A 26,010-nucleotide genomic window follows, 5' to 3' on the forward strand; every position below is an offset into this window, starting at 1 on the left:
GATGAGCGACGACATTCCCGCCCCAGATCAGGCGCCCGGCGCGCCACATCCTCGTGAAACCCTGCGATTGTTTGGGCAGGACGCGGCCGAGCAGGCATTTCTGAGCGCTTACAATTCGGACCGGTTGCACCATGGCTGGCTGCTGACCGGTCCGCGAGGCACCGGCAAGGCGACCCTTGCGTGGCGCATCGCACGGTTCCTGCTGGCGACGCCTCCGGCAGATGACGGCGGTCTCTTTGGGGCACCGCCTGCGCCAGAATCGCTGGATATCGATCCCGATCATCCGGTGGCGCATCGAATGCTTGCAGGGGCCGAGCCGGGGCTTGCATCAATCAAGCGGTCAGTGAACGATCAGGGCCGCCTGCGCGGTGAAATCGTTGTGGATGATATCCGCAAACTTGGCCGCTTTTTCGGTTTGTCCTCTGCCGATGGCGGGCGGCGCGTGGTCATCGTGGATTCTGCCGATGAGATGAATGTCAGCGCCGCAAACGCCCTGTTGAAGATGCTCGAAGAACCGCCAGCACGTACCACGCTGCTGCTGGTGTCACATCAACCTTCGCGCCTGTTGCCAACAATCCGCTCTCGCTGTCGCAGCCTGCGTCTGGCACCGCTCTGCCCCGAGGACATGACCGCTGCGCTGGCACAGACGGGGGCCGAGACACCGTCTCAGGCCGATCACCTCACAGCGCTGGCTGCCGGATCGGTGGGGGATGCGGTGCGGCTGATCAATCTGGGCGGGCTTGAGATATATGCCGAATTAATCGCAATCCTCGGCACGTTACCCCAACTGGATCGCCAACGTGCGCTGGCACTGGCCGAAGCGGCCGCCCAACGCGGTGCGGCCGAACGGTTCGAGCTGCTTTTGACTCTGATCGATGTGGCCCTGTCCCGCCTTGCCCTGACCGGGGCACAGGGCCACCCGCCCGCGCCCGAGGCAGCCCCAAACGAAGGCGACGTGCTGACGCGGCTGTCCCCGACACCGCATCAGGCCCGGAAATGGGCCGAGGTTGCCGCACTGATCACTATGCGCGCACGACATGGTCAGGCGGTGAACCTTGACCCTGCCGCACTTGTCCTAGATACGGTGTTCAAGATACAGGAAACCGCCGGTCAGAGCAGATGAGCAGTACTCCGCAGATTACCGACAGCCATTGCCATCTGGACTTTCCCGATTTCGAAGGCCAACTGGACGATATCGTGGCCCGCGCCGCCGAGGCGGGCGTGACGCGTATGGTGACGATCTGCACGCGCCTGCGGAACGAACCCAATGTCCGGGCCATCGCCGAGGCGCATGCGCCTGTGTTCTATGCCGCAGGCACGCATCCCATGAGCGCTGCAGAGGAGCCTCTGGCAACAGTGGACGACCTTGTCGCGCTGGCTCGCCATCCGAAGTTTGTGGGCATTGGCGAAACCGGGCTGGATTATCATTACACCGCCGAAAGCGCAGAGGTGCAAAAACAATCGCTGCGGATTCATATCGAAGCGGCCCAACGCACTGGCCTGCCATTGATTATCCATGCGCGCGCCGCCGATGACGACATGGCGCGCATTCTGGCCGAGGAATATCGGAACGCCGCCTATAGCTGCGTCATGCATTGCTTTTCCTCTTCGGCCGCTTTGGCTAAGGCGGCGCTTGATCTGGATTTCTACCTGTCCATGTCCGGCATTGCCGCATTCCCCAAAAGCCAGGAATTGCGGGATATCTTCGCGACCGCGCCCGTAGACCGCATCCTTGTTGAAACGGATGCCCCTTATCTGGCGCCACCTCCGTTTCGCGGCAAGCGCAATGAGCCCGCCTATACCGCCCATACGGCCCGCAAAGGGGCCGAAGTCTTTGGGTTGGACTATGCCGATTTCGCAGCCCGCACACAGGAGAATTTCGATCGCCTGTTCTCTAAGGCCGCAGCTTACAAGGTTGCCGCATGACGTCGCTGCGCTGCACCATTTTGGGTTGCGGCTCGTCCGGAGGGGTGCCGCGTTTGGGCGGAGTTTGGGGCGATTGCGACCCGGACAACCCCAAAAACACACGCCGCAGATGTTCGATGCTGGTCGAGCGGGCGGGACCGGACGGAACGACCACGGTCCTGATCGATACCTCGCCGGATATGCGCAGCCAATTGCTGGGCAGTGGAACCGGGCGTCTGGATGGCGTTGTCTACACGCATTCACACGCGGACCACACCAACGGGATCGACGATCTGCGGATGATCGTCTTCAACATGAAGAAACGGGTGCCGGTCTGGGCAGATGGCGACACGCAGAACGACCTGCTGGGGCGGTTCGGTTATGCGTTTGTGCAACCCGAAGGATCACCCTATCCGCCCATCCTCGATCTGCGATCGATTGATGGCCCGTTCGAGGTTGACGGCCCCGGTGGCCCCATTCCGTTTCGCCCCTTCAAGGTCAATCACGGCTCGATCGATGCGCTGGGCTTTCGTATTGGCGCGCTGGTTTATCTACCTGATGTTGCAGAGCTTTATGAGCAAAGCTATCCGGAACTTGAAGGGCTGGACTGCCTCGTGATCGACGCCTTGCGCCGCACGCCGCACCCAACCCATGCCCACCTGGAAAAAACCCTCGGCTGGATCGAACAGCTGGGGCCCAAACGCGCTGTTTTGACCAACATGCATATCGATCTGGACTATGCCACGGTCGAGGCTGAAACTCCCGATCACATCACCCCAGCCTATGATGGGATGGTCATTGAACAAGTCCTTTAGACCGGTTTGCGACGGGTCCATGTAATATTCGGCGATCTGGGCAGGGTTCCACAATGATCCAAAGCCTGATCAACGTCATCCTGCCGGTCTTTCTGGTCATCGGCGCCGGGTATGCCGCGACGCGGACGGGCTATTTTCAGGACAGGCATATCGATGGGCTGATGAAGTTCACGCAGGGCTTCGCCATCCCCTGTCTGCTGTTTCTCGCTATCGCCAATCTGGACCTCAGCGCCAGCTTTGACCCGCGGTTGTTGGCCAGCTTCTATGTCGCCGCCGGTCTGTGTTTCGCAACCGGCATGGTCGGCGCCCGGCTGATTTTTCGCCGAGAGTGGGAGGATTGCGTTGCCATCGGCTTTTGTTGCCTGTTCTCCAACTCGGTCCTATTGGGTCTGCCAATCACCGAACGCGCCTATGGACCGGAAAACCTGACCGGAAACTACGCGATCATCGCGTTTCATTCGCCGTTTTGCTATTTCCTCGGCATAACCGCGATGGAGATCATTCGAAACCGAGGCACCGGCAAGCAACACATGGCCCGCGCGGTCCTTTCGGCGATGTTCAAGAACGCGTTGATCATCGGCATTCTGCTTGGATTTGCCGTCAACTTGCTTGGGCTGACCATTCCCGCCGTTGCGGATGAGGCGCTTGGCCTGATCACCCGCGCCGCGCTGCCCGGCGCGCTGTTTGCCTTGGGCGGGGTGCTGGTCAAATACAAACCCGAAGGCGATCTGCGTGCCATTGCCTTTGTGTGCTGCATCTCTCTGATCCTGCACCCAAGCCTGGTGTGGGGTTTCGGAACCACCTTATCTTTACCGCAGGATCTGTTCAGATCCGCCGTCTTGAACGCCGCAATGGCGCCGGGCTTTAACGCCTATATCTTTGCCAATATGTATGGTCACGCGAAACGGGTTGCGGCGTCATCGGTCTTGATCGGAACTGCGGTTTCGATCCTGACCGTTTGGATGTGGCTGACCCTGCTGGGATGAACGTGTCACCCCGGGATTGACATAAGTCCCGGTCGCCACATCTAACCCGCAAACAGACCGGAGCAAAAGATTGAAACACGCCGTTATTGTCGCCCATGGTCAACCCTCCGACCCGGCACCTGCCGAGGCGGCTCTGGCCCGTTTTGCGAAAGGCATCGATGCAAGCGCAGAAGGAGTTTCGGTGCAATCTGCAACTCTGGCCGCCCCCGAGGCATTGGAGAACTGTCTGGACAGTTTGCCAGCGGATATCGTGATTTACCCGCTGTTCATGGCAAAGGGTTGGTTTGTGACCAGCGCCCTGCCACGCCGTGTTGGAAACCGGAATGTCCGCATTCTTGATCCTTTGGGTGTGGATCCGATGCTGCCGGGGCTGGTTGCCGATGCGTTGAAAAACGCCGCGACCGAACGAGGATGGGAGCTGGAAGAGACGGATCTGGTTGTCGCGGCACATGGCTCGGGGCGCAGTTCGAACCCCGCCGCAGTTACGGCGGAATTCGGCAAAGAACTGGCCCAATTGATCCAGTTCAAGTCACAGCGCTTGGGGTTTGTGGAGCAGCCACCTTCGATATCCGAGGCGGCGGCCAATGCAGGCCCCCAGGCAATTTGCCTGCCCTATTTTGCCTGCACCGGGGGGCATGTGCTTGAAGACGTGCCGCAAGAACTGGCACGCGCCGAATTCGCCGGTCATGTAATGCCCGTCGTGGGCGAATTGCCGGGTATTCAAGATCACATAGCTACGGTCTTGGCCAAGGCTCTGCCCGACTAAGCCGCGTGATCCGGCCCTAAACTGCGCTCGCACCCGGCGCGTTTGTCGACGTTGCCGAAAAAGGAATGGCAAGACCTGCCCTTTTCCTTGGCGTCATAGAGGGCAAGATCCGCTGCGTTCAGAATCTCTGCGCCATCGGGCGTTTGGAACTGAGTGGACAAGGCGGTACCGATACTGGCCGAAACGGTGCAGTGCGTGCCATTAAAATCCATCGGCTCTTGTATCTTGGCGATCAGCCGTGCGGCGATCCGGTCCAACACGGTAGGATCAATCAATCCTTTGAAGATCAAGACAAATTCGTCGCCACCGACCCTTGCCACTGTGTCCTCGCCCCGCGTCTCTTCAAGCATGATCTTGGCGGCCTGCTGTAGTACAAAGTCACCTGCGGCGTGACCCATCGTGTCGTTGACCGATTTGAAGAAGTCGAGATCCAGATGCATCAGCGCAAAGCTCGACTTGGCCGAGATCAAATGCTCCAGGATATGATCCATGGCGCGACGGTTCTTTAGCCCCGTCAGTGTGTCGGTATAGGCCTGTTCTTCCGCCACCAGCATGGCCCCTTGCAAGCGCAGGTTCAAAGAGCGTGACGCCTCCATCGCCGCTGATTTCGCCTCGACCAGATACAGCAATTCGATCGCCAGATCCGTGCCCGAGAAATCCGCACTTGTCAGTTTATAGTCACGGACAGCCTCAAGGATCGAAATACCGAATGACAGGTTGATGACCGCCCCGTTCCCGCTGGGCAACGGCACAACCAAACCCTTAAGGGCGGTGCGCGGCGCATCCTTGAAGCGCAGGTTCACGCGACCACCGGGGGCGGAAACCAGCCCGGCGACGTCCCTGACGGATTTGGGGCGAATCAGATCAAAAGTCTCGGCATAGGGTTTGCCGATCATCTCGTGATCGGGTCGCAATTTGTGTAGCGTGGGCCCGACCTGTTCGACGATGCCATTCACGTCGATGACCATGAACATAGGGCAAAGTGTATGCAAAAGATTGCCGAGGTCTGTCTGGCTCATCATGCGTTTCGCGCCCCCAGATCAAATTGGCGTCCTTCGGCGAACGCGCTTTCCACTAGGGTGATCGAGATCACGTCCATACCATCGCGGGCGCCGGTGAAGGACAACATCACGAGGGCGCCGTAGTCATCCGCCATAGCGCGCAGGACACCCGACATGACATTGGAAAATCCCGGCAATCCTGGCGCGCAATAGAGTTCATATTCCGCAGGCGAAAGCTCTCGCAATTCCAGGGCCGGCAGGTTCAAATCCGAAACGGCCAGTCGGACGCGATCCGACAGATCATCCAGGGAATGCAGAAATTCGAGATAAGTCACCCCGCCAAAGCGCAACAGACGCCTGAGGCCTTCCATATTGGGGTGCGAAACCAGATATGTCCCAAGATCCTCAAGCAGATCTGCCCGCGGACGTTTTAGATCCAGGCACAGGGCATCCAAAACACGTTCGGACACATCCGCGTCGTAAGTCAGCATCGCCTCAAACTCGGCAAACCCAAGTTCGGCAGCTTCGGTGGCGCGAATCCAGCAAGATTGCCCATAGGTGGCACAGACGAAGGACTGTATCGCTCTGTTGATCAGACCGTGCATGGGTGGCCCCTGAATTGGCTTACCCCGCGATCACAGCCCAGATGTGTTAACAAATAGCCAATTTCTGTCGGAAAACTTCCGATAATCCCAGATCCTGGCGCCAAAACCTCTAGAAATCCGTCGGCGCCCCACCCTCGGCCTTTCTGCGCTCAACAAACGCGGCCAGTTCTTCGCGAATCCCTTCGTCCATCGGGGGGGCTTCGAAACTGCCAACGATTTCCTTGAACATGTGATGGGCACGCTCGGCGGTCCAGACGCCGCCAGCGGCCTCCCATCCTTCGAAGTTTTTCCAATCGCTCAGGAACGGTTGATAGAACGCTGTGGTGTATCGATCCTGAGTGTGCTGGATGCCAAAGAAATGTCCGTCATTGCCAACGGCCCGTATCGCGTCCAGCGCGATCTCATCCGGGCCGGTGGCTGTCAGCTCGGGCTGCATATATCTTTGAATTTGCTGCAATATCTCGCAATCCATGATGAATTTTTCCGGGCTGGCGATCAGCCCGCCCTCAAGCCATCCTGCAGCGTGGTAGACCATGTTCGTCCCGGACTGAACCGCTGCCCAAAGCGAGTTTGAGGTTTCCCACACGGATTGTCCGTCGGGCACATTCGCCGCGCACACGCCCGAAGATCGCATCGGCAACCCATAGTATCGCGCCATTTGTCCCGTCATCTGCGTGGATCGCATGTATTCGGGCGTGCCAAAGGCGGGTGCGCCGGATTTCATGTCTACATTCGATGTGAACGTACCGATCGCGCAAGGAATGCCCGGACGGACATATTGGAACAGCGCAATGGCGCAGAGCGCCTCGGCCAGAGATTGCGCAACCGCTCCGGCCATCGTCACAGGGGCCATCGCCCCTGCCAGCGTAAACGGCGTCACCACGATGGCCTGCCCCCGTCGCGCCAGACGCAGGCACCCATCGATCATCGGATGATCGTGCTTGAGCGGCGATGTCGAGTTGATGTTGGTGTACATCTTTGGGGAGGCCTCGAATTCTTCATCCGAAAGCCCACCTGCGATGCGCACCATCTCCATCACATCCTCGACGCGCTCTTTTCCCAGCGAATACGCGTGCATCGCCTTGTCGGTCAGGACAAGCTTGTCATAAAGCACATCCAAATGTCGGACACTGGCGTGGATGTCGACGGGTTCGACCGGGTATCCGCCTGCAAAGTGGATGCAGTTGAAATACTGCGTCAGCTTCAGCAAATCCTGACACATCCGGCGGTTTCCGGGCACTTTCTTGCCAATCTCCATATCCCAATAATTGGGTGGGGACGAGACATTCCCGAACACGATATTTCTGCCGCCAATTTCGATTTTCCGGTCGGGATTGCGCGGCGTGATCGTGAAAGAGGACGGGGCCTTGGCCACCATTTCCATCACAAACTCTCGCCCCATGCGCACATTGTCACCCGAGATCGTGCACCCGGCTTCGCGCAGAATTTCGATGGCTTCTTCGTTGTAAAACTCGACACCGATTTCTTCGAGGATTCGCATCGCTCCGTCATGGATCGCCTCGATCCCTTCGGGGCCCAATGGCTCGGTCGGCTTGTCGATGTTTACCGGCGGGTTCCAGGGCATCTGATCGATCACTTCGCTGCCCCGACGCTCTGCCGCGCCTGCACGCCCACCACTACGCCGTCTGGCGGTTCTTCTGTCGGCCATTGGTTCCTCCGGATCCTGCTTGGTTCAAGCAAGCCCCGAAGGCGGTGCACTGGCCGCTCTGTCTGCGACAAGGGATGTCGCTTTTGTCAGTCAGTGTGGCGAATTTCAGGGAAAGAGGTCAGAGACGGGACAGCCAATCCGGGATATGGCCGATATCCGGCAGCACCACATCCGCCAAAGGCTGCAGCGTTTCGGCCGGGGCCATACCTGTCAGGACGCCGATTGTGACCATCCCCGCCGCACGTCCAGCCTGCAGGTCATGGCGGCTGTCGCCCACCATGGCGACGCGGGATGGGTGCACATCTACGTGTTTGGCAAAGGCCAGCAGTTGCCCCGGCCCCGGTTTGTACCCGTGGCCACTGTCATACCCCGCGATAAAATCAAAATGGCCTTCAACACCCACCGAGGCCAGGTGCTGCAAGGCAGGGGATTCCGCGTCATTGGTCGCCACCCCCAACTTGAGGCCGGCATCGCGCAAACCCTGCAGAAACGGCTTGAGCGGCACGGCCTGTATCTGTTCGGCCAACGCCGATGCCTGGTTCAGGATATCCACAAGGTCCCCATGGCTATGCGTCTCAAGATGCGGCAACAGGGCGTCCGCGACCTCATCAACCGTGCCTGCAATGACAACGCTGTCGACCTCGTACCGGTCCTGATCATAGTCGAAGCCGATGGCCTGCCCCAAATGCCGAGCCTTGGCCAAATCGCCTTGCGACAGCTGGTCCATTGCGATCCGGCCAAACGCGCCCCACGTGGCCGAAAAATCAAACAACGTGCCATCTTTGTCGAACAAAAGGGCATCAATAGCCATGGCCAAAGCTCCTGTCAGGTCCAGTGCATCTCTGCTTCTCCTGACAACACAGACCGGGCCTGCGCCGGCTGGTCATAAGGAACCGAGTTGGCGTCACAAAACGCAACCACCCACGAATCGTCAAGCACCAGAAAATCAAGAATCGACGCCAGAAATTCCGGATCCCCGGCCCGTTCGCGCAGATCCTGAACGGATGCGCCGGTTGAGCCCAGGAAAACCGGCAAAAGCTCTTCATTGCTGACCAGCCAACTGAGTGCATTCAGGGCCAGGGTTTCGGCGGCTTGACGAGAGATCGGCATAAATTGGCCTCTTGATCAGGAATGGAAAGGGTTTGTTAACCAGAGTCATAAACAGTTTGCCTACGCATTCAATCGAACGGTGGGCGGCAATGTCTGTGCAAGGTACCATATTGGTGGTCGATGGTGTTTCAACCAATCGCATCATGCTGAAAGTCCAACTGACCGCCGCTTGGTATCATGTTGTTCAGGCTGAGAAACTGTCGGGCCTCAAGGCCCTGATCCGTCGCACGCGCCCCGATCTGATTCTGGCCGCCCATGCTTTGCCCGGTGGATCAGCGGCAGACGTCAAAGCCTTGATCCAGAACGACCCATTCCTTGGCGACATCCCTGTGGTCGCGATTACGTCGCAAAACGATCGGGGGGCGCGGCTGCGTGCCTTGTCGGACGGGTTGGACGACGTGCTGGCCTATCCGTTCAAGGACACACTGCTGCTTGCCCATGTCCGCAGCCTCTTGCGCATTCGGGCCGAACGAGAGGAGCTGCGCGTTCGAGAAGATGGTCACACGATCGGGTTTGCCGAACCTTCTGCCGCCTTTGCCGCGCCGCGTGAACCAGCCCGGGTGGCCCTGCTGTCGCAAACGCCGCGCACGGGTGCGCTTTGGTGCAAGGCTTTGGCCGGGGCATCAAAGCACCAACTGACACATTACGCCTTGCCCAACCTGCAAGGCGTTCTTTCGGATCCACCGCCCGATGCCATCGTCGTGGAACTTGGTTCAAATGCGTCGGCAGATCATGTTCTGGCGGACCTTCGATCCCGACAGGCAACGCGACACACCGTACTTATCGGCATCATTGAGGGCGAAAACCCGGACCTTGCCGCCGAAGCGCTGGATCGCGGCGCCGATGCTGTCAGCACGGGTGGCTTTAACGCGCAGGAAGTTGCGCTGCGACTGGCCACGCATATTGCACGCAAATCCCATGACGACAGGTTGCGCGCCTCTGTGCGCACCTGCATTACGGATGCTTTCACCGATCCGCTGACCGGGCTTCACAACCGCCGCTATGCGCTGCAGGCGCTGGAAAAAATGGCGCGGGATTCCAACCGAAAACAGCAGGATTTTGCGATCATGCTCGCCGATCTCGATCACTTCAAATCAATCAACGACTCCTTTGGTCATGCGGCTGGCGACTGGGTCTTGACCGAAACCGCGCGGCGGCTTCGCAGTGCGCTGAAACATGCGGGCTTTGTGGCCCGTGTAGGCGGGGAGGAGTTCATCATCGGCCTGCCCGACGTCTCAAAGGATCAGGCCGTGCATCTGGCCGGGGTCATTCGAAACGGAATATGCGCCGCGCCCTTTCGATTGCCGGATCAATCGCAGGACATTCCCGTCACGATCAGCATTGGGCTGAAAATCTGCGCGCCGTCCGATATGATTGCGCAGACGGATATGGTCGGCAGCTTGATGAAGGCTGCGGATGCCGCGCTCTATGCTGCGAAAAGGGCGGGCCGCAATCAAGTGAGTGTCCGACACAGCGCCGCCTGAGCCTAGTCTTTTTTCTTGCCCTTACGCGGCCCACGCTCGATGACCTTTTTCAGCTGGTCGGCATAGATGGCACGTTTTTCATCCGACATCGCGGTGATGTGCACCAACCACCTGTCGTGCAAAACGGAATGCAGCTCCGCCGCTGCCGCTGCCTGCTGATTCAGCAAAACCTGCACCGCAGCGGGATCAAACGGGACAGACCTCAACGCTTGAACAAGTTCCTGAAAGTCCTTCTTTCTATTGAATGATCCTTCGTTGCGAAGCCCGGACAATTGGCCCCGCAATTCCTTGCGATATTCTTTGGGCAACGCATGATAAAGCGCCGCACCAAACCCGATCGGCCCCCGCGCCGGTCCACCATCCTTGACGCGCAGAAAAGTGCCGAGAACAACACCCACAATCAACAGATTGAGCGCGAGCGAAAAGATCAGCAGGATCGGCATCCAGCGGCGTTTGGGGGTGGGAGCATCGCTCATTCCGTCTCCTCCGCAAATTCGAAGTCCAAATTCAGATCGGCCACAAGATAGCTTGTATCCTCTGCCAACAGATAGCTTGCCGGATCAGGCAGGAAGGCCGGGGCGGAAAACCCGATCCAGACGCCCGTTGCGCTGGCGGCAACAAGCCCGCCAAGGCCGCGCCAGCCACCGATCCAGTCCAGAGTGAACATGCTTTTGCGCCGGCTCACCTGTTTGCTCGCTGACTGACGCGCCAAACGAACGGCTTCTGCATCGGTTTCGATCCGAACCGCAAGCGCCTCGGGCAGCGCGGGTCGGTCCCGCCGGGCCTCGGCAAAGAGGTTTTCGAGTTCGTTTTCCAGTTCAGCCATCTTCAAACCCCAATTCGTCACGTCGTCCGGCCAGAATTGCCGCCAAAGACCGTTTTCCGCGCGCGGTCAGACTTTCCACCGCCTCAACAGAGATGTCCATCACGCTTGCGATCTCGGGATTGGACAGTTCTTCGAGATGCCGCAGGATCACCGCTTGCCGCTGACGCTCGGGCAGTTGGTTCAGCGCATCCTGCAGCGCGTCTTTGCGCGCCATGTCCTGCATCTGATCCACCACACTTGCAGCGTCGTCCTGAATGTCCGGCGCATTTTCCAGCGCATCGGGTCGCTTGCGGCGTTTGAGATCCAGGCACAGGTTCATCGTCACCCGGTAGAGCCAGGTGGAAACCTGGGCCTGCCCTGACACCCAATCGGGTGCCATTTGCCACAACCGCATCATCGCGTCCTGCGTGACATCTTCGGCCTCGGCGCGGTTGCCCAACATGCGCAACGCGACACCGTAGCACCGCGGCCCCAAACGGTCGGTCAACTGACGCGCCGCGGTGGCGTCGCCGCTTGCGAACCGGCCCAGCAACACATCGTCGCTGGGCCCGGGCATGGCAGGTGGGCTGCCATGCGCCTGTTCCGGACAGGAGGTCAGATCCTCCATCCTTCATCAGTTGCTTTCAGAGTCCGGTTTCCCGTGACGCTTATGCTTACGGCCCATCTTGTCCTTGGCATCGGCAAATTCCTGCTCTGAGATCGAGCCGTTTCCATCGGCGTCAATCCGTTCGAACATCTTTGCGCCTCTGCGCGGTTTGGGCAACTCATCCTGGCTGAGAAAGCCGTCCTGATTGGCGTCATGCTCGGTGAACATCTTGGTCACACGCTCATTTGCCTTGGCTTGCGCCGCGGCCTGCATTTCTTCGACGCTCAGCTGACCGTCGCCATCCGTGTCCGCCGCGGTATAACGTTCGTTGCGATGAGCCTGGATTTCGGCCTGCGTCACCTGACCGTCCCCATCCGCATCCAGTTCCTGGAACGTGGGCATCTTGCGGTCCTTGCCACCCTTGGCCAGCGCTGATGTTCCCGTCACAGCAACTGCAGACAAAACGATGGCCGAGATAAAAGTCGCGGTTTTCATATCAGACTTCCTTTGGTTTTTGCGGCCCAGTGCCGCTGTTGATACCTATTCAAACGCACGGCCTGCGGGTTTCCGTCGGCATCTGTTCAATTTTTCTTTGATGAATTCCGCATAGGCACCAAACCTGCTAGAACAGGACAACCCGCCTCAAAGCGACGCACCCCCCTTTTCGAAGGGGGGTAACATGCGCAATATCCAGGCACACAGAACGCGCGAGTAAGTTTATGACCGACCAGACCATCGACACCGCAATCGAGGAAGATCGCCCCACAAAGCCAGCGCTGATGCGCGGGTTTCGCTGCAAGTGCCCCAACTGTGGCGAGGGCAAGCTGCTGCACAGCTATCTCAAGGTTAATGATGCGTGTTCGAATTGTGGGCAGGAATTGTTCCACCACCGTGCCGATGATGGCCCGGCGTATCTGACGATCCTGATCGTCGGTCACTTGCTGGCCCCGGCGCTGCATGTGTCATATGTGCATTGGCGGCCAGACCCCTGGACCATGGCCATTGGGTTTTCCATTGGCTGCGTCGCCTTGTCCCTGTACCTGCTGCCCCGGCTGAAGGGCGCAGTCGTCGCCTATCAGTGGGCGCGTCGGATGCACGGATTCGGCAAGACGGCATGACCGCAGACAAAACGGCGATCCGCAATGCGGCGACGGTGATCGTGCTGCGGGACCGGTTTGACGATCCCTCGATCCTGATGGGGCAGCGCGGCGCCAAAGCCGCCTTCATGCCCAACAAGTTCGTATTTCCCGGCGGTGCCGTGGATCCCGAAGACGCCACCGTCGAACTGGCTGCGCCAATGCCCACGGTCTGCTATGATCGGCTGTCGGACCGGGCAGATGCAGGGCTGGAAAACGCGCTGGCCGTCGCAGCGATCCGCGAGCTTTGGGAAGAAACCGGTTTGATTCTGGGTCGGACCGGCGATTGGGCCAAGGCACCTCCGCAAGATTGGCGCGACTATGCCGCCATGGGGTTCGTGCCAGCAGCGGATGCGTTGCAATTTGTTTTTCGGGCCGTGACCCCACCGGGTCGACCCCGCCGCTTTGACGCGCGGTTCTTTTTGGTAGATGCGGATGCCATTCAGGGCGATCTTGACGACTTTTCCCGGGCAACAGACGAATTGTCCCATCTGCAATGGGTCAAAATACGGCAAGCGCGCGAATTTGACCTGCCCTTCATCACCGAAGTGGTTCTTGCCGAAATCGCCGCCCGCACGACAGAAACCAGCCCACCGGACAGCGTGCCCTTTTTCCTGAACGATGAAGAGGCCAGCATGTTCCTGCGCCTAAAAGGCTATCCAATGCCACAAGGCGACTAGGCCGGTCACCGCATTCGGCTGATCACGACCGTAACCTCGGGCTTTTTGCCAAGTTCGGATTTTGAGGTCTGTCGCACCACACGGCGCAGCGCTTCTTCAAGCTTGTCATCATCGCGCAGTGTCGTGGCATCAGCCCGCATCAGGAACTGGTTGAGATCCTCTTCCAGAACGTCGACCAATCCTGCCTGCGACGATCCAAGTTCGGGCAGGCCTATCGCGTCGCACCAGGGTTCCCCCAGCGGTTCATCCTCTTCGTCCAGAATGACCGTAACAGTGACATGGCCGTTCAGCGCCATTCGGATGCGGTCGCGTACAACACCATCCAGCGCCCCGATCTTCACCGTCCCGTCCAGATAGGTGCGCCCGGTTTCCACATAGTCGACAACCTGCGGCGCATTTCCGGTCAGATCCACCATGGTTCCGTTGACCGCCAGAATGCCGGTGCGTCCTGCTGCCTCGGCCAGTTTGGCATGCTCGCGTAGGTGGCGGTGTTCGCCGTGCATCGGGATGACCATCTGCGGATCCACCAGCGCATGAACCTTTTCAAGGTCCGGACGATTGGCATGGCCCGAGACGTGATACAGCCCCGAGCTGTCATCGACCACGTCGACACCCTTTTCGCTGAGCTGGTTGATGATGCGGATCACACCGCGTTCATTGCCGGGGATGGTCTTGGACGAGAACAGGAACAGGTCGCCTTCCTTCACCTCAAGCCCGCGATACTTGCCGCGCGCCAGTTGCGCGCTGGCAGCGCGGCGTTCACCCTGGCTGCCGGTGACGAGCAGCATCAGGTTCTGACGCGACACATCCACCGCCTCTTCGGCGCTGATGACGCGCGGGAAGTCAGTCAGGATACCGGTTTCCGTTGCCGCCTCGATCATCCGGCGCATGGCGCGGCCCAGCAAAACAACGGACCGCCCGGCGCGGTGTCCGGCCTCGGCCAGAGTTTTGACCCGCGCCACGTTCGACGCAAAGGTCGTCGCGATCACCATGCCGGTCGCATCTTGCACCAGTTTGGTGATCTCGGGCCCGACCTCAGATTCCGAACGGCCCGCATGGCCAGAGAACACGTTGGTGCTGTCGCATACCAGTGCGCGGACACCGGGTTTGGCCACCTCTGCCCAGAGATCGGGATCAAAGGGCTCTCCCACCACCGGATTTGCATCCAGCTTGAAGTCGCCGGTGTGAACGACCCGGCCCGCAGGTGTGTCGATCACCAGGCCCGCGCTTTCCGGTATCGAATGCGACACCGGCAAGAATCCAACAGTGAATGGCCCCAGTTTGACCTGTTCGGGCCAGGCCGAGGCCGTGTGCACCGCCTCGGTCGGGTGGCCATGTTCTTCCATCTTTCGACGGGCAATATTGGCGGTGAAGGCCCGCGCATAAATCGGGGCGCCCAGATCGGCGTAACAATGGGCCACCGCGCCTACGTGATCTTCGTGGGCATGGGTGACAAACACCGCCTCAAGCTGATCCGCACGCTCGCGCAGCCAAGTGATATCCGCAAAGATCAGGTCCACCCCGGGCGATGTGTCCATGTCCGGAAACGCAACGCCCAAGTCGACGAGTATCAACCGCTCCTGCCCCGGTTTTCCATATCCGTAGACATAGGCATTCATGCCAATTTCGCCTGCGCCGCCCAGCGGCAAATAGATCAGTCGTTCGCTGCTCATTCTGAGCTGTTTTCCTTGTTATAGCGATGGATCACAGTCAGACCGTGCATCGTCAGATCGTCTTCGATTACGTCGAAACCCACATCGGCCTGATCAAACAAAGGGGCCAGCCCGCCGGTTCCAACAACTTTCATCGGCATTCCGTATTCCGTTTTGATCCGGGAAAGCAGCCCTTCGATCAGTCCGGAATACCCCCAATAAACACCGGATTGAATGCAGCCAACCGTATTTGTGCCGATCACCTTGTCGGGGCGGGTGACGTCAATATGGGGCAAAGCAGCCGCACCCTGATGCAACGCCTCAAGGCTGAGGTTCACGCCGGGCGCAATTATCCCACCGACATAGGCGCCATCTACCGCAACCACATCGAAATTGGTCGCAGTGCCAAAATCAACCACGACCACATTGCCGCCATGACGATCAAACGCCGCTGCAGCATTCGCCAACCTGTCGGGCCCGGGAACCGTCCCCTCATCCACACGCGGATTGACCGGCAACAGGCAATCGGGTTTGCCGACAACCAGCGGACGGCAGCCAAAAAACCGGTCCGCAAAGACCCGAAGGTTGAACACCACACGGGGCACGGTCGAGGCGATGATCACATCCGAGATATTCGCTTCGATCCCGTAATGCTTCACCAGCGTTGAATACCAAGTGAAATACGCATCCGCCGTACGTGCATGGTGGGTCGAGGTGCGCAGGGTGCACAAAAACCTTTCGCCATCCCAGATCGAGAAGACGGTATTCGTGTTGCCGCAATCGATGGCCAGAAGCATCTGCGCCTCCTTCAGAAAAACACGTCCGCAGCAGGGATGCTGACACGACCTTTGGCGGTGTTTAAGACAAGGTTACCGCCCGCGTCCACAGTTTCGAACGTGCCCACCGTCTCGGTTGAGACGGTACGGGCCGTGATGACCTCGCCTAGGCGCGCGGCGCGCGACAGCCAAGCGGTGCGGATCGGTTCGAACCCATAGGTCGTGAACTGCGTTTCATATAGGGCATAGGCCGCTGCGAGTTCGGTCAGAAAATCCTCGGGTGTGACATGCGCCCCGGTTTCGGACAAAAGCGATACCGGTCGAACCGCGTTTGCTTCGACCTTGTCGGCGCCCGGTGCCTCAGACAGGTTGACGCCGATCCCGATCGCCAGATGGGACATCACCTGCCCCTGCCCGGTGCTTTCCAGCAAGATGCCGGCCAGCTTTCCGCCATTCAACAACACATCGTTTGGCCATTTCAACGACAACCCTGCCGCGCGACCGGTAACTGCGACACAGGCATCGTGCAACGCCAAAGCCGCAACAAAGCTGCGAAACGCCCCCGCCTCCGGGCTGCCTTCGGGGCGCAGCAGCAACGTCGCTGCAAGGTTGCCTTTGGGGTTAGTCCAGGCCCGTCCGCGCCGCCCGCGGGCTGCCGTCTGCCGATGTGCCATGATCCAGACCGGCCCTGTCGCCGCCGGTGCAATCCGCGCGGCCTCGTTCAGGGTGCTGTCGACCTCTTGCAGCACATGCAGGCCGTATCCCTGGGGCCACCCGCTCATGTCAAAAAGGCCCGGTCTTGCAACCGAGCCTCCTGTCCAGCGAAAGGATCGGGATCATTTGACAAGCGTCGCAGCCGCCGCAGCAGCGGCCCCTTCGATGCCAAATTGGTAGAAAACACCAATGAGCATCAAGGCAGCCGAACCCATCAAAGCGCCCCACAAAACCGGCGAAGATCGGGTTTCGATCGGATCGTCGTTTTCGGCACCGAAATACATGTAGAACACGATCCGCAGGTAATAGAACGCACCGATCACTGACGCGATGGCCGACACGATCACCAGACCGAACAGATCTGCCTGAATACCCGCCTGCCAGACGCCAAACTTGGCAAAGAAGCCCAGCATCGGCGGCACGCCTGCAAGGCTGAACATCAGGATCAGAACCGCCAGAGCCTTACCCGGGTCGCGTTTAGCGAATTGGCGCAGCGCGTCGATGTCGGTGACCGGCTTGCCATCACGCTCCATCATCAGGATGAAGGCGAAGGTGCCGATATTCATCGTCACGTAGATCGCCAGATACATCAGCATCGCCTTGACGCCGAGCTCGGTCCCGGCGGCCAATCCGATCAGCGCATAGCCCATATGCGCAATCGACGAAAATGCCATCAGTCGCTTGATGTCCCGCTGACCAATCGCCGCGACCGCGCCCAGCAGCATCGACAGGACCGAAAGCAGCACGATCACCTGCTGCCAGTCCTTGATCACGCCGCCAAACGCATCGTGCAGAAGCCGCGCAAACAAGGCCATCGCCGCCACTTTGGGTGCTGTGGCAAAGAAGGCTGTGATCGGCGTCGGCGATCCTTCGTAGACGTCGGGCGTCCACATGTGGAACGGAACCGCCGAAACCTTGAAGGCGAGCCCCGAAATCAGGAAGACCAGACCAAACAGCAACCCGAGCGAGATATCGTCGTGATGCACAGTCTGGATGATGCCCGAGAACAGCGTGGTGCCGGTAAAGCCATAGACCAGCGACGCGCCATATAGCAGCAGCCCCGAACTGAGCGCACCCAGCACAAAATACTTCAACCCCGCCTCGGTCGATTTGGCACTGTCACGACGCAAGGCGGCGACAACATAAAGCGACAGGGATTGCAGTTCGAGACCCATGTAAAGCGACATCAGATCGCCGGCGCTGACCATCATCATCATGCCAACGGCCGCCAAAGCGACCAGCAACGGGTATTCGAACCGCAAGAGGCCACGGCGTGCCATATAGTCCTGGCTCATCAGCAGAACGGCTGCGGCAGACAACAGGATTGCGACCTTGGCAAAACGCGAGAAACCGTCATCTACGAACATACCGTTGAAGGCCACGTTGGTGCCGTCGCCGTTGGTTGCTATCCAGAACGACAGCAGCGCCATCAGGCCCGCAGTTGTCCAGACCAGCACCGGCGCCAGCCCATCCTTGCGCGTGTAGACAGCCCCAATCAGCGCCGCCATCGCATAAACGGCCAGAATGATCTCGGGCAGGATGATTGTCAGATCAGCTTGGATCATGTCTCCAAAGCCTCCTTAATGCGATGCAGCCGTCTGGGTCGCAGCCTCAGCTGCGGCCAAGGCCGTGTCATAGTTCGAAATCAGCGCAGCGGTCGAATTGCCGATCACATCGGTCACCAGCGACGGGTAGACACCCAGCAGGATGGTCATCACGATCAGCGGTGCAAAGATCAGCCGCTCGCGCGAGCTCATGTCGGTGATGGCTTTCAGGCTTTCCTTGATCAGATCGCCAAACACGACCCGACGGTAGAGCCACAGCGCATATCCGGCCGAGAAGATCACACCGGTTGCGGCCACTGCCGTAACCCATGTGTTGACCTGGAACGCGCCCATCAGGGTCAGAAACTCGCCGATAAAGCCGGACGTGCCAGGCAGGCCGACATTGGCCATGGTGAACAGCATGAAGACCAGCGCATAGGCCGGCATCCGGATCACCAGACCGCCATAGGCCTCGATATCGCGGGTATGCATGCGGTCATAGATCACACCGACACACAGGAACAGCGCGGCCGAGATGAACCCGTGGCTGAGCATCTGGAAAATCGCACCGTCAATGCCCTGCTGGTTCGCCGCAAAGATACCCATGGTCACAAAGCCCATATGCGCGACCGAGGAATAAGCGATCAGCTTTTTCATATCCTCCTGCACCAGCGCCACCAGCGAGGTGTAGACGACTGCTATCGCAGACATCCACAGCACCAGATCGGTCATCACCGCCGAGCCCACCGGGAACATCGGCAGGCTGAACCGCAGAAAGCCATAGCCGCCCATTTTCAACAAGATCGCCGCCAGCACGACCGAACCCGCCGTGGGCGCCTGCACGTGTGCATCCGGCAACCATGTGTGCACCGGCCACATCGGCATCTTCACCGCAAACGAGGCAAAGAAGGCCAGGAACATCAGCGTCTGCATCCCGCCGACGATGTAGATGCCCAGAACGCTGAACCCTTCGGACGAGAACTGATGGCTCATCAGTGCCTCGATATCCGTGGTACCCGCATCGGCATACATGGCAACCATCGCCACCAGCATCAGCACCGAGCCCAGGAAGGTATAGAGAAAGAACTTGAAGCTGGCGTAAATCCGGTTCGCTCCGCCCCAGATGCCGATGATCAGGAACATCGGGATCAGACCGGCTTCGAAGAACAGATAGAACAGCACCAGATCCAGCGCCATGAAGACGCCCAGCATCAGCGTTTCCAGCAGCAGGAAGGCGATCATGTATTCCTTGACCCGGTCGATCACATTCCAACTGGCCAGAATGGTCAGCGGCATGATGAAGGTGGTCAGCAGGACAAACAGAACGCTGATCCCGTCGACGCCCATCTTGTATTTCAGACCCATCAGCCACTGGCCCTCTTCCACCATCTGGAAGCCGGTGTTGTTTGGATCAAAGCCCGTGTAGATGCCGATTGAGACCAGGAAGGTCACGGTTGTCGCCACCAGCGCCACCCACTTGGCATTGCGCTGCGCAGCGGCGTCCTCACCATGCAGGAATAAGGCCAGAATGCCGGCTGCGATGGCGGGGATGAAGGTGACAATAGATAGGATATTGTCCATTAGTGTGCGCCTCCGCCGATCGACATCCAGGTGACAAGGGCTGCAATCCCCAAGACCATCCAGAAGGCGTAAGTAAAGATGTAACCGGTCTGCGCCTTCCCTGCGAGACGGGTGAAGAAGGGCACCACGCCCATCGCAACCCCGTTCAGGAAGCCGTCGATAGTGTTGCCGTCCCCGCGCTTCCACAGGAACCGACCAATCGCCAGCGTGGGCTTGACGAAGATCGCATTGTAGATCTCGTCAAAATACCACTTGTTCAGCAGGAACAGGTACAGCGGGCGTTGGTTCGCAGCCAGACGCGCGGGCAGCGACGTGTTCACAATGTAGAACCAATAGGCCACGACGAACCCAAGCAGCATCGCCACGAAGGGCGAGACCTTGACCCATTTCGGCACCGCATGCGCATCGTCCAGAACATGGTTGTCGGGCGCCATATAAAGCGCGCCCTCGCCCGGCTCTCCCACGAAGGCATAATGGTGATCACCGCCATGGACGTCTTTCTCACCATGGCCTTCATCTGCATGTGCTTCGCCGTGGTCGTCGCCATGATGTTCGTCCGCTGTGCCATCCGCCTCGTGCGCGGCATGGGTCTCGGCATCATGGCCTTCGGCATGTTCGGACGCTTCTGCAACTGGAATGCCATAGAATTTACCGACCTTGTCCGCATGGCCAAAGAAGTTGCTGTACCAGACCATCCCGGCAAACACCGCGCCCAGCGACAGAACCCCCAGCGGGATCAGCATCACCATCGGGCTTTCATGCGCGTGGTCATGCGTATGCTTGTCACCCCGTGCATCGCCATAGAAAGTCAGGAAGATCAAACGCCAGCTGTAGAACGAAGTGAACACCGCCGCGATCACCAGCATCCAGAAGGCATAGCCGGTGCCGCCGGCAAAGGCGCTTTCGATGATGGCATCCTTGGACAGGAAGCCGGCGAAACCAATATGGGTTAGCGGGATGCCAACGCCGGTAATGGCCAGGGTGCCGATCATCATCGCCCAGAAGGTATAGGGGATCTTCTTCCGCAGCCCGCCATATTCGGTCATCTCTTGCTCGTGATGCATCGCGTGGATCACCGAGCCCGCGCCAAGGAACAACAGCGCCTTGAAGAACGCGTGCGTCAGCAGATGGAACATCGCCGCCGAATACATCCCGACGCCAGCCGCCACGAACATGTACCCAAGCTGAGAACATGTCGAATACGCAATGACGCGTTTGATGTCTGTCTGCACCAGACCCACGGTTGCTGCGAAGAATGCGGTCGAAGCCCCAAGGAAGGTGATGAACCCGGTCGCACCTGGAGCGAACTCCATCAGCGGCGACATGCGGCAGACCAGGAAAACACCCGCCGTCACCATGGTCGCGGCGTGGATCAGGGCGGACACAGGTGTCGGGCCTTCCATCGCGTCGGGCAACCAGGTGTGCAGGATCAACTGCGCCGATTTTCCCATCGCGCCGATGAACAGCAACACGCAGATCACCTCGATTGCACTCCACTCACCCCACAGGAAAGACAGCTGGGTCTCAGCCAGTGTCGGGGCCGAGGCAAAAACATCCGAGAAATTGATGCTGTCGGTCAAGAAGAAGATCGCAAAGATCCCCAAAGCAAAGCCAAAATCCCCGACCCGGTTGACGATAAATGCCTTCATCGCTGCCGCATTGGCGCTGGACTTGCGAAAATAGAACCCGATCAACAGGTAGGAGGCGACGCCCACGCCCTCCCAGCCAAAGAACATCTGCACCAGATTGTCCGCCGTCACCAGCATCAACATCGCAAAGGTGAAGAAGGACAGATAGGCGAAGAAGCGCGGCTTGTAACTCTCGCCCTGCCGCCATTGCGGGTCGTGATCCATGTAGCCGAAGGAATATAGGTGCACGAGCGCCGAGACCGTCGTCACCACGATCAGCATGATCGCCGTCAGCCGGTCCAGACGGATGGCCCAGCTTGTCGAAAGTGAACCGCTTTCGATCCAGCGCAGAATCTCGATCTGTTGCGTCGCGCCGTCAAAGCTGAGGAAAACGATCCACGACAGCAGACAGGCCAGAAACAGCAGGCCCGTGGCCGTCCACATGGCCGCTTTCTCGCCAATAAAGCGCCAGCAAAACCCGCAGATGAGCGCGCCCACGAGCGGGGCAAAGAGGATGGTGGTTTCCATAGTTCTCTTAGCCCTTCATCATATTGACGTCTTCAACCGCGATGGTGCCACGGTTGCGGAAGAAGCAGACCAGAATGGCCAGCCCAATCGCCGCCTCGGCCGCCGCAACGGTCAGCACGAACAGCGTAAACACCTGCCCGACCAGATCGCCGAGGAAACTGGAAAACGCCACAAGGTTGATGTTCACCGCCAGCAGCATCAACTCGATGCTCATCAGCAAGATGATGACGTTCTTGCGGTTCAGGAAGAGACCGAAGATGCCGATGACGAACAGCGTCGCCGCGACCGTAAGATAGTGTTCAAGTCCGATCATTTTACAGTTCGCTCCATGCCGGCATGCGGTCTCTGTCAGACGCCGGGTATTTTTCGCCTAGCAAATTTGGATAGAAGGCAGCGCAACCACATGTTTCATAGCTTTCCAACGTAGCTCGTGACGCGATGTCTTTCTCTTCAGCTAGGTCCGTTAGTTTCTGTAAAGTCACCGCTTCAAAGGATTTAGCCTGCTCCGTAAAGCTCTCTTGCAGGTCCCTACGGTCGGGAACTTTGCTTTCACCTGCCAAATCGGTACGGTCAAAAATCACAGATATCTCACGACCAGTCTTACACTCAGTCGCGGTCCAGCTAAGAAGTGAGACGAGACCGGACGCCCCGTTGAAGGTCGAACCAACGATGCCGTTTCCCAAGTCTACAGGTCTTTCAAAATAGATCCCTGGTTCAATGAACTCGCACTGTTTTGCTCGCGCGTTTTTACTCACGCGTTCGTCTAAGCTCTGCAAATCCTGACACGCAGAAAGCAAAAGGAACGGAACTGTGATCATCATCGCCAATCTCACAACCCCTGCCCCGGTTTCACGTCCTTCAACTCCATCGCCTTGGCCGGGTCGCGCATCATCTGGCCGACGATGTCCTGACGCTTGATGTCCTGACGGTGGCGCAGCGTCAAAACAATGGCGCCGATCATCGCCACCAGCAGGATCAGGCCCGCAAGCTGGAACAGAAGGAAGTATTGATCGTAAAGGATGACGCCCAGCGCCTCGGTATTGTGGCGATCTGCCGGGACCGGCTGGGCCAGATTGGCCGCCGCACCCTGCGCACTGTCCCATGCGCCAAAGGCCATGACGAACTGCATCAGGATAACCAGACCGATCAGCAGAGCCAGCGGCATATAGCGCGCCATCTCAGCCTTCAGCTCGGCGAAGTCTACGTCCAGCATCATCACCACGAACAGGAACAAAACAGCGACCGCGCCCACATAGACGATGATCAGCAGCATCGCCACGAACTCGGCCCCCAGCAGCACGAACAGCCCCGCCGCGGACAAGAAGGACAGGATCAGCCAAAGCACCGAGTGCACCGGCTGGCGGCTGATCACCGTGAACAGCCCGCCGGTGATGGCGCTGATGGCAAACAGGTAGAAGGCAAAGACGGTCATTGATCCTCATCCTCGTTATCGCCCAAGACCTCTTGCGCCAGATCCAGCGCGCGGGTCATGGCCGGGATGCCGGCAAAGACCGACATCTGACCGATCGTTTCCACGATCTCTTGTTTCCTGGCGCCCGCCTCCAACGCATGACGCACGGTCTGGCGCACTGCCGAATCCGCCTGTGCGCCCTGACAGGTCAGCCCGGCCAGCGTCAGCAGCAGGCGGGTCTTGGCGTCCAGACCGTCCTTGTTGACGGTGTTGCCAAACATCATCTCCATGACCTCTTTGGGCATGGTCGGCCACAAGTTCTCGAACCCTTTGGGCGAGAAATTCTCCATCGCCGGGTTCATCGCCTTGGCCATGTCCTGCGCCTGCTTCATCATCAGCTCAAACGGATTTGTCGGCGTGTCACTCATCTGTACGGCGCGTCCATTTCCAGATTTCGGGCGATTTCAGCTTCCCAGCGTTCACCGTTGTCGAGCAGTTTTTCCTTGTCGTAAAACAACTCTTCCCTTGTTTCTGTAGCAAATTCGAAGTTCGGGCCTTCTACGATGGCATCGACCGGGCAGGCCTCTTGGCAGAAGCCGCAATAGATGCATTTGGTCATGTCGATGTCGTACCGCGTGGTGCGGCGGCTGCCGTCCTCACGCGGTTCAGCGTCGATGGTGATGGCTTGGGCCGGGCAGATCGCCTCGCACAGTTTGCAGGCGATGCAGCGTTCCTCGCCGTTTGGATATCGGCGCAGGGCGTGCTCGCCGCGGAACCGAGGCGACAGAGGGCCCTTTTCGTGCGGGTAGTTCACGGTGGCCTTGGGCGCGAAGAAATACTTCAGCCCCAGCTTCATGCCGACCCAGAAGTCTTGCAGCAGGAAGTACTTGGCGGCGCGGGTGTAGTCGATTTGGGTCATGTCCTAAAACGTCTCCTCACAACGACTGGTCGTGTCTTCTATAATGTACTGGACGTCATCGGCCACAGCAGTGTCGCTTGCGTCGAGAGCCAACACGCGACGGCCAGCCTCAATCGTATGCATACAATCCGCCATTCTCTGTGCTGAGAGAAGATCATCTACGTCAACGTGTTGGGGCAAGTTTCCGGCCTCAACGCTAACGTTTACGAACCCCCAAAGGGCAGTCTCGTCGGATGGGGTTATTCGAAGACATTCCGCCACATCCAGCAACGCTATTGACTTGTTACGAGCATCATCGCGAATTGGCGAACCGGATATCAAAGCACCCATATAAACCGAAATATCAACCTGCTGAGTTGCATTGACTACGGATCCAAGGACATATTTGTCAAAAGCCTTATGCTGCGCTGCAGACACGTTCGGGTATCTCTCACCGCGCTCATTAGAAAGGAATTCTGAGAGAGCGCCGTCGTACCTAAACAGAGTGTCGAACTCTGACGCACAAACCTCGCCAGCGACATCCAGCAAACTTCGCTCATCACTTTCGACAGCCGAGGCCTGCACACTCGAAAGAGCAAGTGCAGCGAGTGGAGCTAATAGATAGCTTATACTCCACTCCATTAGCCAACACTCCAACGGGCAAACGCGCCCCAGAACCAGTCGAATCTCGCTGCGAAGGCTACGAAGACCACCCAGGCCAGTGAGAACGGCAGAAACACTTTCCAGCCCAGACGCATCAGTTGGTCATAGCGGTAGCGGGGCGTGATGGCCTTGACCATCGCAAACAGGAAGAAGAAAAACGCCATCTTGGCGACCATCCACAGCACGCCGTCAGGCAGGCCGGGGATCGGCGACAGCCAGCCGCCGAAGAACAGCAGCGTGGTCAGGGCGCACATCAGGAAAATGGCGATGTATTCGCCCGCCATGAACAGCAGGAAAGGCGTGGCCGAATATTCGACCTGATAGCCTGCGACCAGTTCCGATTCCGCCTCGGGCAGGTCGAAAGGCGGGCGGTTGGTTTCGGCCAGCGCCGAAATGAAGAACAGGAAGACCATCGGGAAATGCGGCAGCCAGTACCAATTGAAGAAGCCGAACGAGCCATCCTGAGCGCGCACGATGTCTCCGAAATTCATCGAGCCGGTCGAGATGATGATACCGATGATGATCAGGCCGATGGAGACCTCATAGGAGATCATCTGCGCCGCCGAGCGCAAGGAACCAAGGAACGGGTACTTTGAGTTCGACGCCCAACCGCCCATAATCACGCCATAAACCTCTAATGAAGATACGGCGAAGACGTACAGAATTGCGACGTTGATATCCGACAACACCCACCCGTCGTTGAACGGGATTACCGCCCAGGCGATCATCGCCAGAACAAAGGATGTGAGCGGCGCGAGGATGAAAACCGTGCGGTCGGCACCCGCCGGGATGACGACCTCTTTAACCACATATTTCAACGCGTCCGCCACCGATTGCAGCAGCCCATAAGCCCCTACGACGTTGGGGCCACGGCGCATTTGGACTGCCGCCCAGATCTTGCGGTCTCCGTACACAAGGAACAGTAGCGAGATCATCACAAAGGCCACGACAGCCAGCACTTGCGCCAGGATGATCAGGGCGATGCCGCCTGGGGTGTTAAAGAATTCAGCCATTTGTCCTCACACCGTGGGTCGTTGGGTATATGT

General features: G+C 58.7%; 30 protein-coding genes. 8 read left to right on the forward strand and 22 right to left on the reverse strand.

Annotated elements, in window-relative coordinates:
* The first annotated feature begins 1 nt into the window (after position 1).
* From ACR0AG_RS05920 to ACR0AG_RS05940, 5 genes are all read left to right on the forward strand, one after another.
* Positions 2-1,123 carry a DNA polymerase III subunit delta' gene (locus ACR0AG_RS05920; RefSeq protein ID WP_480837323.1) on the forward strand — a complete coding sequence of 374 codons (1,122 nt, stop codon included), beginning with the start codon at positions 2-4 and terminating at the stop codon, positions 1,121-1,123.
* Positions 1,120-1,926, forward strand: a complete 807-nt coding sequence (locus ACR0AG_RS05925) for a TatD family hydrolase (RefSeq protein WP_480837325.1) — start codon at positions 1,120-1,122, stop codon at positions 1,924-1,926. The genes ACR0AG_RS05920 and ACR0AG_RS05925 overlap by 4 nt, the downstream gene beginning before the upstream one ends.
* Positions 1,923-2,720, forward strand: coding sequence for an MBL fold metallo-hydrolase (locus tag ACR0AG_RS05930; protein WP_480837327.1), 798 nt, complete (start codon positions 1,923-1,925; stop codon positions 2,718-2,720). Before ACR0AG_RS05925 ends, ACR0AG_RS05930 begins: the two co-directional genes overlap by 4 nt.
* A gap of 53 nt (positions 2,721-2,773) precedes the next feature.
* Positions 2,774-3,706: an AEC family transporter gene (locus ACR0AG_RS05935; RefSeq protein WP_480837328.1), complete on the forward strand. Its 933-nt coding sequence runs from the start codon at positions 2,774-2,776 to the stop codon at positions 3,704-3,706.
* A gap of 70 nt (positions 3,707-3,776) precedes the next feature.
* A complete protein-coding gene (locus ACR0AG_RS05940; protein ID WP_480837330.1) occupies positions 3,777-4,472 on the forward strand; it encodes a CbiX/SirB N-terminal domain-containing protein in 696 nt (231 codons plus the stop codon).
* On the opposite strand, the gene ACR0AG_RS05945 is transcribed toward ACR0AG_RS05940, so the two are convergent.
* The 5 genes from ACR0AG_RS05945 to ACR0AG_RS05965 all read right to left on the reverse strand — a co-directional run bounded on the left by ACR0AG_RS05945 (position 4,469) and on the right by ACR0AG_RS05965 (position 8,857).
* Complete coding sequence (locus ACR0AG_RS05945) at positions 4,469-5,494, reverse strand: diguanylate cyclase domain-containing protein (RefSeq protein ID WP_480837332.1); 1,026 nt, start codon at positions 5,492-5,494, stop codon at positions 4,469-4,471. The two genes, ACR0AG_RS05940 and ACR0AG_RS05945, sit on opposite strands and share 4 nt — an antisense overlap.
* Positions 5,491-6,078, reverse strand: a complete 588-nt coding sequence (locus tag ACR0AG_RS05950) for a heme NO-binding domain-containing protein (protein WP_480837334.1) — start codon at positions 6,076-6,078, stop codon at positions 5,491-5,493. The genes ACR0AG_RS05945 and ACR0AG_RS05950 overlap by 4 nt, the downstream gene beginning before the upstream one ends.
* A 109-nt stretch (positions 6,079-6,187) precedes the next feature.
* Complete coding sequence (locus ACR0AG_RS05955; RefSeq protein WP_480837336.1) at positions 6,188-7,747, reverse strand: trimethylamine methyltransferase family protein; 1,560 nt, start codon at positions 7,745-7,747, stop codon at positions 6,188-6,190.
* A gap of 118 nt (positions 7,748-7,865) precedes the next feature.
* Entirely contained in the window at positions 7,866-8,558 is a 693-nt protein-coding gene (locus ACR0AG_RS05960; RefSeq protein WP_480837338.1) for an HAD family hydrolase, read from the reverse strand.
* 14 nt (positions 8,559-8,572) lie between these two features.
* Positions 8,573-8,857, reverse strand: coding sequence for a DUF3572 domain-containing protein (locus tag ACR0AG_RS05965; protein WP_480837340.1), 285 nt, complete (start codon positions 8,855-8,857; stop codon positions 8,573-8,575).
* Between the two features lie 89 nt (positions 8,858-8,946).
* On the opposite strand from ACR0AG_RS05965, the gene ACR0AG_RS05970 reads away from it, so the two are divergent.
* The gene (locus ACR0AG_RS05970; protein WP_480837342.1) at positions 8,947-10,341 is read left to right on the forward strand and encodes a diguanylate cyclase; all 1,395 of its coding nucleotides are present in this window, start codon (positions 8,947-8,949) and stop codon (positions 10,339-10,341) included.
* Positions 10,342-10,343: 2 nt separating this feature from the next.
* On the opposite strand, the gene ACR0AG_RS05975 is transcribed toward ACR0AG_RS05970, so the two are convergent.
* From ACR0AG_RS05975 to ACR0AG_RS05990, 4 genes are read right to left on the reverse strand one after another with little or no spacing between them, the layout of a single operon-like run.
* On the reverse strand, positions 10,344-10,817 hold the full coding sequence (locus tag ACR0AG_RS05975; protein WP_480837344.1) for a periplasmic heavy metal sensor: 474 nt from the start codon (positions 10,815-10,817) through the stop codon (positions 10,344-10,346).
* Complete coding sequence (locus ACR0AG_RS05980) at positions 10,814-11,167, reverse strand: hypothetical protein (protein WP_480837345.1); 354 nt, start codon at positions 11,165-11,167, stop codon at positions 10,814-10,816. The genes ACR0AG_RS05975 and ACR0AG_RS05980 overlap by 4 nt, the downstream gene beginning before the upstream one ends.
* On the reverse strand, positions 11,160-11,774 hold the full coding sequence (locus tag ACR0AG_RS05985) for an RNA polymerase sigma factor (protein WP_480837347.1): 615 nt from the start codon (positions 11,772-11,774) through the stop codon (positions 11,160-11,162). The genes ACR0AG_RS05980 and ACR0AG_RS05985 overlap by 8 nt, the downstream gene beginning before the upstream one ends.
* Before the next feature lie 6 nt (positions 11,775-11,780).
* Positions 11,781-12,248 carry an EF-hand domain-containing protein gene (locus ACR0AG_RS05990; RefSeq protein ID WP_480837349.1) on the reverse strand — a complete coding sequence of 156 codons (468 nt, stop codon included), beginning with the start codon at positions 12,246-12,248 and terminating at the stop codon, positions 11,781-11,783.
* A gap of 224 nt (positions 12,249-12,472) precedes the next feature.
* Between ACR0AG_RS05990 and ACR0AG_RS05995 the strand changes: the two genes are divergently transcribed.
* Positions 12,473-12,871 (forward strand): DUF983 domain-containing protein, encoded by a 399-nt coding sequence (locus ACR0AG_RS05995; protein WP_480837351.1) that lies wholly within the window; start codon positions 12,473-12,475, stop codon positions 12,869-12,871.
* Positions 12,868-13,569: an NUDIX hydrolase gene (locus ACR0AG_RS06000; protein WP_480837353.1), complete on the forward strand. Its 702-nt coding sequence runs from the start codon at positions 12,868-12,870 to the stop codon at positions 13,567-13,569. Before ACR0AG_RS05995 ends, ACR0AG_RS06000 begins: the two co-directional genes overlap by 4 nt.
* 5 nt (positions 13,570-13,574) lie before the next feature.
* Here the strand turns inward: ACR0AG_RS06000 and ACR0AG_RS06005 are convergent, their stop codons facing one another.
* From ACR0AG_RS06005 to nuoH, 13 genes are read right to left on the reverse strand one after another with little or no spacing between them, the layout of a single operon-like run.
* A complete protein-coding gene (locus tag ACR0AG_RS06005; protein ID WP_480837354.1) occupies positions 13,575-15,242 on the reverse strand; it encodes a ribonuclease J in 1,668 nt (555 codons plus the stop codon).
* The gene (locus ACR0AG_RS06010) at positions 15,239-16,018 is read right to left on the reverse strand and encodes a type III pantothenate kinase (RefSeq protein ID WP_480837356.1); all 780 of its coding nucleotides are present in this window, start codon (positions 16,016-16,018) and stop codon (positions 15,239-15,241) included. Before ACR0AG_RS06010 ends, ACR0AG_RS06005 begins: the two co-directional genes overlap by 4 nt.
* Positions 16,019-16,029: 11 nt before the next feature.
* Positions 16,030-16,779: a biotin--[acetyl-CoA-carboxylase] ligase gene (locus tag ACR0AG_RS06015; protein ID WP_480837358.1), complete on the reverse strand. Its 750-nt coding sequence runs from the start codon at positions 16,777-16,779 to the stop codon at positions 16,030-16,032.
* A 54-nt stretch (positions 16,780-16,833) separates the two neighbouring features.
* Entirely contained in the window at positions 16,834-18,276 is a 1,443-nt protein-coding gene (gene nuoN, locus ACR0AG_RS06020; protein WP_480837360.1) for an NADH-quinone oxidoreductase subunit NuoN, read from the reverse strand.
* 15 nt (positions 18,277-18,291) lie between these two features.
* Entirely contained in the window at positions 18,292-19,836 is a 1,545-nt protein-coding gene (locus ACR0AG_RS06025) for an NADH-quinone oxidoreductase subunit M (RefSeq protein ID WP_480837362.1), read from the reverse strand.
* Positions 19,836-21,992 carry an NADH-quinone oxidoreductase subunit L gene (gene nuoL, locus ACR0AG_RS06030; RefSeq protein WP_480837364.1) on the reverse strand — a complete coding sequence of 719 codons (2,157 nt, stop codon included), beginning with the start codon at positions 21,990-21,992 and terminating at the stop codon, positions 19,836-19,838. Before nuoL ends, ACR0AG_RS06025 begins: the two co-directional genes overlap by 1 nt.
* 7 nt (positions 21,993-21,999) lie before the next feature.
* Entirely contained in the window at positions 22,000-22,305 is a 306-nt protein-coding gene (nuoK, locus tag ACR0AG_RS06035; RefSeq protein ID WP_005984024.1) for an NADH-quinone oxidoreductase subunit NuoK, read from the reverse strand.
* A gap of 1 nt (position 22,306) precedes the next feature.
* A complete protein-coding gene (locus tag ACR0AG_RS06040) occupies positions 22,307-22,819 on the reverse strand; it encodes a hypothetical protein (RefSeq protein WP_480837366.1) in 513 nt (170 codons plus the stop codon).
* Positions 22,820-22,821: 2 nt separating this feature from the next.
* A complete protein-coding gene (locus ACR0AG_RS06045; RefSeq protein ID WP_170615376.1) occupies positions 22,822-23,424 on the reverse strand; it encodes an NADH-quinone oxidoreductase subunit J in 603 nt (200 codons plus the stop codon).
* A complete protein-coding gene (locus ACR0AG_RS06050; RefSeq protein ID WP_480837368.1) occupies positions 23,421-23,831 on the reverse strand; it encodes a carboxymuconolactone decarboxylase family protein in 411 nt (136 codons plus the stop codon). The genes ACR0AG_RS06045 and ACR0AG_RS06050 overlap by 4 nt, the downstream gene beginning before the upstream one ends.
* A complete protein-coding gene (gene nuoI, locus ACR0AG_RS06055; protein WP_039524264.1) occupies positions 23,828-24,322 on the reverse strand; it encodes an NADH-quinone oxidoreductase subunit NuoI in 495 nt (164 codons plus the stop codon). Before nuoI ends, ACR0AG_RS06050 begins: the two co-directional genes overlap by 4 nt.
* Before the next feature lie 3 nt (positions 24,323-24,325).
* Complete coding sequence (locus tag ACR0AG_RS06060; RefSeq protein WP_480837370.1) at positions 24,326-24,943, reverse strand: hypothetical protein; 618 nt, start codon at positions 24,941-24,943, stop codon at positions 24,326-24,328.
* A complete protein-coding gene (nuoH, locus tag ACR0AG_RS06065) occupies positions 24,943-25,977 on the reverse strand; it encodes an NADH-quinone oxidoreductase subunit NuoH (protein ID WP_480837372.1) in 1,035 nt (344 codons plus the stop codon). Before nuoH ends, ACR0AG_RS06060 begins: the two co-directional genes overlap by 1 nt.
* Between the last annotated feature and the right edge of the window lie 33 nt (positions 25,978-26,010).

It is taken from the genome of Ruegeria sp. H6 (assembly GCF_056532975.1).